This window comes from Tenacibaculum xiamenense (assembly GCF_964513065.1).
Classification (GTDB): Bacteria; Bacteroidota; Bacteroidia; order Flavobacteriales; family Flavobacteriaceae; genus Polaribacter; species Polaribacter xiamenense.
In genome coordinates, this window is sequence record NZ_CAZEQU010000019.1 from 1 (window position 1) to 11515 (window position 11515).

The following is an 11515-nucleotide window of genomic DNA, read 5'->3' on the forward strand; positions in this document are numbered from 1 at the left end:
TGGTATTGTGAACCGTTTATTATGGACGCAATCAGAATACCAATTAACCTCAGAGGATACTATTTTACAAAAAACAACTTTCAGTTTTGATGTATCGGTATGGGAATTATTATGGGGAGCAATTTGTGGATCGAAATTAGTATTTGCTAAGCCAGAAGGACATAAAGATGCTCGTTATTTAAAAGAGATTATAGAAGAACAAAAAGTAACAACGATGCATTTTGTACCATCGATGTTAAGAGTGTTCTTAGAAGAAATAGAAAAAGGAGATTGTTCTTCTTTACGTCGCGTAATTTGTAGTGGAGAGGCTTTACAAGTAGATCATGTAGCATTATTTAACGAGAAGTTTACGGGAACGGAATTACACAACTTATACGGACCAACCGAAGCAGCAATTGATGTAAGTTATTGGCCAGTTCCATTAGAAAAACAAATCGACAATGTATTAATCGGACGTCCAGTAGCCAATACAAGTTTATATGTACTAGATGATTCGATGAATTTAGCACCAGTAGGAGTTGCAGGAGAATTATGTATTGGAGGAGTTCAAGTAGCTAGAGGATATTTAAACAAAGAAGAATTAACCAATGAGAAGTTCATTCAGAATCCATTTAAGGAAGGCGATCGAATCTACAAAACAGGAGATTTAGCACGTTGGTTACCAGATGGAACAATAGAGTATATTGGAAGAAAAGACAATCAGGTAAAGATTCGTGGGTATAGAATTGAGTTAGGAGAGATCGAGAATGCTTTATCATTATTAGAAAGTATCAGTCAATGTTGTGTATTAGCTAAAGACGATAGTATAGGAAGCAAGCGTTTGGTAGCTTATGTAGTTCCAAATGGAGAATTCAATAAGGAAAACATTCAAAATGAATTAAAAGAAATTCTTCCAGAATACATGGTTCCTGGTTTATGGGTTGAGTTAGAAACAATGCCATTAACAGTGAATGGTAAATTAGATAGAAAAGCTTTACCAGAACCAGATGGATCATTATTATCAACCAAAGAGTATGTCGCTCCAAGAAACATAAAGGAAGCACAAATAGCTACTATTTGGCAAGATGTATTGGGTATAGAAAAGGTTGGAGTTTATGACAATTTCTTTGAGTTAGGAGGGCATAGTTTACTAGTTGTTCAATTAATATCTCGTCTACAAAAACTGAATTATCACATTGAAGTTAAAGATATCTTCTCAAATCCAACGATTGCAGAAATAGCAGAAAAAGTATCATCAGGAGCTTTAGTATATCAGGTTCCAGCGAATGGAATTACAGAGGATACAGACTACATTGTACCAGCTATGGTTCCTTTATTGGATTTTGATCAAGAGGATATTGATGCAGTAGTTTCAAAGGTTCCAAGTGGAGTATCAAATATCGAGGATATCTATCCATTATCACCATTGCAAGAAGGAATGTACTTCCATTATTTAATGAGTAATGAGGAACAAGGAGACCCGTATATCTTATCTAATCTATTGTCTTTTGAAGATTCAGAAAAACGAGATTCTTTTATAGAAGCTTTACAATTTGTAGTAAACCGTCATGATGTATTAAGAACATGTTTTGTAAATGAAGGTTTACCAAAAGCGGTTCAGGTGGTGCAAAGGGAAGCAGAATTATTAGTTGAAGAGCTAAAGTTTGAAAAGACAGCAGACGTTTTATCAGAGTTAAAAACTTTAACTACCCCTGGAAATCAATGGATGGATGTAGCAAAAGCTCCATTATTAAAATTAAAATCTGCTGATGATTTAGAAAATAATGGTTGTTATTTGATAATTAATCAACACCACTTAGTATTAGATCATATTGGTCTAGAAAAAGTTATTGTTGAGATAGAACAGTATTTATCAGGAAATAAGGAGAGTCTATCTGTACCTGTTTTATATAGAGATTTTATAGGGCATACTTTACACTCTCAAGCCACAAATAACAGCGAATCGTATTTCAGAAATTTATTAGGAAACGTTGAAGAACCGACGTATCCATTTGAATTATCAGATGTCCAAGGAGATGGAAGTGATGTTAAAGAGTATGGTGCTTTATTAGCGAATGATTTAAGTAAAGAAATACGAAGTGTTAGTCACGAGTTAGGAATGAGCCCTGCTGTTTTATTCCATGCAGCCTATGGTATTGTAATAGGAAGATGCAGTAATCGTGATTACGCCATTTTTGGTTCATTATTCTCTGGACGTTTACAAGGAGCATCAAATTCAGCCGATTCATTAGGGTTGTTCATTAATACTTTACCATTTTTAACTGAATTAGACGGAAATGTTTCAGATTACATTGATACCGTTAAAATTAGATTAAATGAGTTTTTATCGTACGAACAAAGCGCTTTAGCCGATGTTCAAAGCTGGAGTGGAATTTCTAACGATGTACCATTATTTAGTGCTCTATTAAATTACCGTCATTCTACAGGGGCTTCAGAAGAAGAAGGACATACGCAAAACTTAGGAATAACTGCCATTAAAGGTCACGAAAGAACGAATTATCCCTTTACTTTAAGTGTTGATGATTATGGAAATGACTTCAAAATAGATGCTCAGATAAGTGGAAGCATTGCTCCAAACCGCATATTCGATTTTATGCAAGAAGCTTTAATCGAATTAATCGAAGGCTTAAAATCTGAAAAATCAATTGGAAGTATAGCAATTTTACCGAAAGAGGAAGAAATCAAATTACTAGAAATATCTGATAACGCTTCTGTAGCATACCCATCAGACAAAACAATAGTTGATTTATTCTCAGAACAGGTAACAAGCACTCCGAATGCAGTCGCATTAGTTTATAAAGGAAAAGAACTAAGCTATAAAGATTTAGATGTTAAGTCTAATCAATTAGCTCATTATTTAAGAGAACAAGGAGTTCAGCCGGATACTTTAGTTGGTATTTGTTTAGAACGAGGCTTTGATATGATCATTGGTATTCTAGGAATCTTAAAGTCGGGAGGAGCATATGTTCCAGTAGATCCGGCTTATCCAGAAGATAGAATAGCGTATACTTTGACAGATGCAGGAATTGAGTTGGTGTTAAGTGATGAGGCGAGCAAAGAAGTTTTAAAGGATAAAGCTGAGTTGAATATACTTTCTTTAGATGGAGCATGGGATATAATTTCATCATATTCAACCGAAGAATTAAGTAAAGTAGTATCTCCAGAGAACTTAGCTTATGTAATTTATACTTCAGGAAGTACAGGAAAACCGAAAGGAGTTTTAATTGAACATTTAAATGTTGTTCGTTTATTTAAGAATGACGAGTGTTTATTTGATTTCGATTCAAACGACGTGTGGACTTTATTTCATTCTTTCTGTTTTGATTTCTCAGTTTGGGAAATGTATGGAGCATTGTTATTTGGAGGTCGTTTGGTAATTGTTCCAAAGTCAGTTACTAAGGATGCCATGGCTTTTAGCCACTTATTGATAGAAGAAGGAGTTACAGTATTAAACCAAACGCCAAGTTCTTTCTATACGCTTCAAGATCACTATTTATCTAAAGCAAATGAAAGTACAATCCGTTATGTAATTTTCGGTGGAGAAGCTTTAAATCCAAGTTATTTAGCTCGATGGAAACAGTCGTATGAAAATAGTAAGCTAATTAACATGTATGGTATTACAGAGACCACGGTTCATGTTACCTATAAAGAAATTACTAAGGCCGATATTAACGATACGGCAAGTACGATTGGTACTGCCATTCCAACATTAAGCTGTTATATCGTAGATGATAATTTAAATTTAGTTCCACAGGGTGTTATAGGAGAATTATGTGTAGGAGGAAGTGGTGTTGCGCGAGGTTATTTAAATAGAGAATCTTTAACAAATGAGCGATTCGTATCAAATCCATTTAGTGATGATACCAATGCTCGTTTATACAAGTCAGGAGATTTAGGACGTTGGTTGCCAGATGGAACAATTGAATATATAGGAAGAAAAGATGCACAGGTTAAGATTCGTGGATATCGTATTGAACTAGGAGAAATAGAATCTGTACTTTCTAAAGTAGAAGGAGTTCACAGTAGTTGTGTTTTAGCCAAAGAAGATGGTGCAGGAAATAAGCGTTTAATCGGATATATTGTTAAAGAAGAGAGTTTAAATAAAGAGCTAATTCAATCAGAATTAAAGAAGAGTTTACCAGAATATATGGTACCTCAAATATGGATTGAATTAGAAGAAATGCCATTAACATCAAATGGTAAACTGGATAGAAAGTCACTTCCGGAACCAGATGGAACTATGTTGTCAACAAAAGAATATGTTGCACCACGAAACGTAAAAGAAGCACAAATAGCTACTATTTGGCAAGAACTATTAGGTTTAGAAAGGGTTGGTGTTTATGATAATTTCTTTGAGTTAGGTGGACATAGTTTATTGGTTGTTCAATTAATATCTCGTTTACAAAAGCTGAATTATTATATTGAAGTCAAAGACATTTTCTCAAGTCCAACAATAGCTGAAATTGCTGAAACAGTATCTTCAGAAGCATCACTATATCAAGTTCCAGCAAACGGAATTACTGAGGACACTGATCGTATCATTCCTGAAATGGTTCCATTATTAGATTTCAATCAGGAAGATATTGATAAGGTGGTTTCAAAGATACCAGGAGGTGTTGCAAATATTGAAGATATCTATCCATTGTCGCCATTACAAGAAGGAATTTACTTCCATTACTTAATGAGTGATAAAGAACAAGGAGATCCTTATATCTTACCGAACTTATTGTCTTTTGAAAGCGAAGAAAAACGTAACTCTTTCATAGAAGCTTTAGAGTTTGTGGTAAATCGCCATGATGTATTACGAACTAGCTTTTTAAGTGAAGGTTTACCAAAAACGGTTCAAGTAGTTCAAAGGAAAGTACATTTGTCTATAGAGCATCTCACCTTTGATTCTTCTAAAGATATAAAGTCAGAGTTAGAAGTATTAGGTTCACCAGGAAGCCAGTGGATGGATATTTCTGAAGCACCTTTATTAAGGTTGAAGTCAATAGATGATGCTGAAAATAATGTATACTACTTATTGATTAACCAACACCATATGGTATTAGATCATATTGGGTTGAAAAAGGTCATTCTGGAAATAGAACAATATTTATCAGGAAATGTAGAAAATCTTTCTGCTCCTGCTCTATATAGAAATTTCATAGCTCATGCATTACATCAACAATCGTCAAATGATAGCGAAGCGTACTTTAGTAAGTTATTAGGCTCTATTGAAGAACCGACTTATCCGTTTAATCTATCAGATGTTCAGGGAGATGGAAGTGGAATTAAGGAGCATAGTATGCTTTTAACAGGTAAATTAAACGACAAAATTCGTAATGTTAGCCTTAGTTTAGGTATAAGTCCTGCCGTTTTATTCCATGCAGCTTATGGTATTGTGATTGCAAAATGTAGTAATTCAGAATACGCGATTTTCGGGTCGTTATTCTCAGGACGTTTGCAAGGAGCAGCCAATTCTTTAGATTCATTAGGTTTATTCATTAATACTTTGCCATTTTTTACAGAGCTAAAAGGAAGTGTTTCAGAATATGTAACTGAAGTTAAAAATAGATTAAATGAACTTTTATCTTATGAACAAAGTTCTTTATCCAATATTCAAAGTTGGAGTGGAATTTCCAATGATGTCCCATTATTTAGTACTTTACTAAACTACCGTAACTCTTCAGAGTCATCGAGTGAAGAAGAACTCAATGAAAATTTAGGAGTAACTATAGTTGGTGGTGAAGGGCGTACAAATTACCCGTTCTCAGTGGATGTAGATGATTATGGTGATCATTTTAGTTTAATAGCTCAAATTGATACACGTATTGACGGAGATCGAGTACTTATTTATATGTACGAAGCTTTAGTAAGCTTAGTAAAAGGGCTGAAATCAGAAAAAGAAGTACCAGTTTCTGAATTAAATATTTTATCGTCTGAAGAAAAAGATGAATTACTAGCTACCTTTAATTCGAACTTATTAGAATTACCAGAAAACCAAACCATTCTTAATCTTTTTGAAGATCAGGTTGTAAAGAATCCGACGAATGTAGCTGTCGTTTATGAAAACACATCGATTACATATAAAGAATTAGATGAACAATCGAATCAATTAGCTCGTTATATTGACCGTGTCTACCAAGGTTCTAATAGCTTAGTTGGTATTTGCCTTTCAAAAGGAATTAATATGATCATCAGTACACTAGCCGTATTGAAATCAGAAAGAGCATATGTCCCAATCGATACAAGTTATCCTTCTGATCGTATTGCCCATATTATTGAAGATGCAGCATTAAACCTTTTAATCACTAGCAAATTAGATAGTGAATTATTAAAACCTTTTGGAAGTGTTCAAAAAATCATTGTAGATGCAGAAGCAACAGTAATAGCAGAGGAGTCTATAAATACACTAGATACTGTTGTAAGTATCGATGATTTAGCCTATATAATTTATACTTCAGGAACTACAGGAAAGCCTAAAGGAGTTGCGGTGCAGCACTTAGGAGTTTATAATGTTGCTTTAAGTTGGAAAGAATCTTTTGAGATTGATGACGATACTCGTTTATTACAATTAGCAAGCTTTGCTTTTGATGTTTTTGTAGGGGATTTTTGTAAGTCGTTATTGTTTGGAGGTCAGATGATTATTTGCCCAGAAGATCTTCGTTTAGATATAGTAGCACTTTATAATTTAATTGCAGAGCACAAGATTAACATTTTTGAAACTACACCATCATTGGGTGTACCATTAATGGACTACATCTATGAACAGGATTTGGATGTTTCTTGGTTGAAGCAAGTTGTTTTAGGATCGGATATTTTCCATGTACACGATTTCAAACGTTTGTATGAAAGATTTGGAAATTCTCTAAGACTAGTCAATAGTTATGGAGTTACCGAAGCAACAATTGATAGTTCATATTATGAAGTTGAAAATATAGATAATCTATCAGATTCAGTAACAGTGCCAATTGGAAAGCCCTTACATAATATGAGTTTTTATATTATGGATGCTTCTAAGAACTTAGCACCAATTGGAGTTACAGGAGAACTTTACATTGGAGGGCTTGGACTAGCAAAGGCCTATTTAAATAAAGAAGAACTAACAAAAGAGAAGTTTGTTTCGAATCCATTTGAAGCAGGAACTTTATTGTACCGAACAGGCGATTTAGCGCGCTGGTTGCCTGATGGTAATATGGATTTCATAGGAAGAGGCGATAGCCAGGTTAAGATCCGTGGATATCGTATTGAATTGGGAGAGATAGAAACGGTACTTTTCGATGTACCAACAATTGAGAGCTGTTGCGTATTAGCAAAGTCAGATGTAACAGGGGCAAAACGTTTAGTAGGTTATGTAGTAACAAATGAAAAGTTTGACAAAGAGGCTACTGAAACATTCTTAAAAGATCGATTACCCGAATATATGCTACCTACATTATGGGTTGAATTAGATAAGATACCATTAACGGCAAATGGAAAGATTAATAAGAAAGCCTTACCAGAACCAGATGGATCGTTATTATCAACAGCAGCTTATACAGCCCCAAGAAATGAAACCGAAGGAGCAATAGTTCTTATTTGGCAAAAATTATTAGGAATTGATAAAATAGGTGTTTATGATAATTTCTTTGAATTAGGAGGTCATAGTTTATTAGTTGTTCAATTAATATCTCAACTTCAGAAAAACGATTACCATATCTCAGTAAAAGATATTTTCTCTAACCCTACAATAGCAGGTATTAGTGAAAGTTTATCATCATCGTCACTATATCAAGTTCCAGCAAATGGAATTACAGAAGATATAGATTGTATTGTTCCATCAATGGTTCCATTAGTAAACTTCGATCAAGAAGATATTGATGCTATCGTAGCGAAGGTTCCTGGAGGAGTATCCAATATTCAAGATATTTATCCATTATCTCCATTACAAGAAGGAATGTACTTCCACCATTTAATGGTTAACAAGGAAGAAGGAGATCCTTATGCAATACCTTGTCTGTTATCATTTACAGGAGAAGGTAAACGCTCTTCTTTTATAGAAGCTTTACAGTTCGTAGTGAATCGTCATGATGTATTACGAACAATGTTTTTAAGCGAAGAATTACCTAAACCGGTTCAAGTTGTACAAAAAGAGGCATTACTACATGTAGAAGATTTAAAGATTGATGAGAGTAAAGATGTTTTAGCTGAATTACAAGAACTGATAGCACCTGGTAATCAATGGATGGATGTTACCAAAGCTCCATTATTAGGATTACAAAAAGCAGATGATCCTAAAAACAATACTTATTATTTGATTTTACTGGAGCATCACTTGATTATGGATAATATCGGAATGGAGATGCTTATTTCTGAGATTCTTACCTACTTGTCAGGGAAAGGAGCTAGTTTAGCTGAACCATCGTCGTACCGAGAGTTTATTGGTCATACACTTCATCAACAAGCTACGAATAATAGTGAGTCTTATTTTAAGAATTTATTAGGAGATATTGATACTCCAACGTATCCATTTGAGTTATCGAATACCCAAGCAACAGGAGAGTCAATAAAAGAATCGGCAGTCATCTTATCACAAGAATTGAGTAAAAAGATTCGAAAAATAAGTACTGAAAAAGGTATGAGCCCAGCAATCTTATTCCATGCAGCATATGGATTAGTTGTAGGAAAATGTAGTAACTCAAAGTATGCCTTATTTGGATCTTTATTCTCTGGACGTTTACAAGGTTCATCTGGAGCTGCAGATTCATTAGGTTTGTTTATCAATACTTTACCGTTTTATGTAGCTTTAGAAGGAAGTATTGATGATTATGTTGAAACAGTTAAGCAACAATTGTCAGGATTATTATCTTATGAACAAACCCCACTGGCAAGTGTTCAAGGCTGGAGTAATGTCTCAAATGAAGTTCCTTTATTTAGTGCTTTATTAAACTATCGCCGCACCCAAATAGGGGCGGAGGAAAAAGAAGCGTGGACAGATCTAGACTTAGGAATTAATATTATTGGAGGTCAGGAGCGCACGAATTATCCATTTACGTTGAGTATTGATGATAATGGAGTCGATTTCGGATTAATAGCTCAAATAGATGAAAGTATCGATGTAAATAGAGTACAATCGTATATGCGAGAAGCCTTAGAACAATTAATTGAAGGATTAATTTCTGAGGAAAACATTCAAGTTGGTAGCACAACAATTCTTTCATTAGAAGAAAACAGAGAAATACTAGAGGTTTTCAATACTACTGAACAGATGTATTCATCAGAAAAGTCAGTTATTGAGTTATTTGAAGCACAAGTTCAAAAAACACCAGAAGCGATAGCCGTTTCTTTTGAAGGAATCACTTTGACTTATCAAGAATTAGATGCTCGTTCAAATCAACTAGCCTATTATTTGCAAGAGCAAGAAGTACAAGCTGAAACCTTTGTAGGAATATGCATGGACCGTAGTTTGGAGTTAATTGTTGCAATTTTAGGAGTTTTAAAATCGGGAGGAGCCTATGTTCCAATTGATCCGGAATATCCAAAGGATCGTATTGATTATATGTTAAGCGATGCAGGAATTAAGTTGTTATTAACTAGTGGAGCTAATTTAGAACTGTTATCAGGTAGAGAGGATATCTCTGTTATTGCTATAGATAAACAATGGAATGAGCTAATTTCAGTACATTCTAAAAAACTATTAGGTCAATCGATTTTACCAAGTAATTTAGCTTATATCATCTACACCTCAGGAAGTACAGGTAAACCTAAAGGAGTGATGGTAGAACATCAAAATTTAGTTAACCTATGTTTCTGGCATCAATCGGTATTTTCAGTAACAGAATCAAGTAGAGGAAGTTTATTTGCAGGCGTAGGATTTGATGCAAGTGTTTGGGAGATATTCCCATATTTATTGGCAGGAGCGAGTTTATATCCTATTACAGGAGAAAATCGTTATGATTTACAGTTATTTTCAACGTTTTTAAATGAAAATGAAATTACGCATACCTACGTTCCCACACTATTGTGTGAGAATTTTATAGATGCAGATATCTCATTACCAAATACGACAATTTTAACAGGAGGAGATGCCTTGTCTATTAGTAAGGAAACCTCTCTTACGATTTACAATAACTATGGACCAACGGAAGCAACCGTAGTTGCGACCTATTGTAAAGTATCTCCAACTGATAGTAGCAATGAAAAACCTCCAATTGGAAAACCAATTCATGATTCACAAGTTTATATAGTTGATTCAGAAATGAATTTATCACCAATAGGTGTTGTAGGAGAATTATGTGTAGGAGGAAAAGGAGTTGCCAGAGGGTATTTAAATAGAGAAGAACTAACTAATGAAAAATTCGTTCCGAATCCATTTAAGAAAGGCGAGAGAATCTACAAGACTGGAGATTTAGCTCGTTGGTTACCAGATGGAAATATAGAATTTATAGGGAGAAAGGATGCACAGGTTAAGATTCGTGGATATAGAATTGAATTAGGGGAGATTGAGACCGTTCTATTAAGTTTGGACTCAGTAAGTCAATGTTGTGTATTAGCAAAAGAAGATACAAATGGAGTTAAACGATTAGTTGGGTATGTAGTTGCGAAAGAACAGTTAAATAAGGAATTAATTCAAGCCGAATTAAAAGAGCGTTTACCAGAATACATGGTTCCTAGTTTATGGGTTGAACTAGAAGAAATGCCACTGACATCTAACGGTAAATTAGATAGAAAAGCGTTGCCAGAACTAGATGGATCACTCTTATCAACCAATGAATACGTAGCTCCGAGAACTGTAGTAGAATCACAAATAGCTACGATTTGGCAGGACTTATTAGGCGTAGAGAAAGTAGGAGTTTACGATAACTTCTTTGAATTAGGAGGACATAGCTTACTAGTGGTTCAATTAATCTCAAGATTACAAAAGCTTGATTTGTACATCGAGGTTAAAGATATTTTTGCTAATGCCACGATTGCACAGATAGCAGAAAAATTATCATCGGAGACTTCAAGATATCGAGTGCCAGCCAATGGAATTACACCAGAAGTAGAGCATATAGTTCCATCAATGGTTCCATTGTTAGATTTTACTCAAGAAGATATTGATACGGTGGTTTCAAAGATTTCAGGAGGCGTTTCTAATATTGAAGATATCTATCCATTATCACCATTACAGGAAGGGATGCACTTCCATTATTTAATGAGTGATAAAAAACAAGGAGATTCGTATGTTTTATCGAACCTGCTATCGTTTACAGACAAAGAAAAGCGTCAATCATTTATCGAGGCACTACAATTTGTAGTCAATCGTCATGATGTTTTAAGAACTAGTTTTATAAGTGAAGGTTTACCAAAAGCGGTTCAGGTAGTACAGCGAGAAGCGGTATTATCAGTAGAAGAACTAATCTTTGATAACAAAGCTGATATTTTAACTGAATTAGAAGAGTTAACAGCTCCAGGGAATCAGTGGATGGATGTTTCAAAAGCACCATTATTACAATTAAAATCGGCAGATGATAAGGAGCATGATCGTTATTACTTGATAGTGAATCAGCAT

The 11515-nt window shown here is 34.5% G+C and carries 1 protein-coding gene (cut by a window edge); it reads left to right on the forward strand.

Going from position 1 to position 11515, the window contains the following annotated elements; genetic code table 11:
* The first annotated feature begins 7 nt into the window (after positions 1-7).
* Positions 8-11515, forward strand: the 5' portion of a protein-coding gene (locus ACKTTV_RS09155) for an amino acid adenylation domain-containing protein (protein ID WP_408030537.1). The gene runs 6087 nt beyond the window's last position; 11508 of the gene's 17595 nt are visible here — the first part of the coding sequence; the start codon lies at positions 8-10; the stop codon falls past the right edge of the window.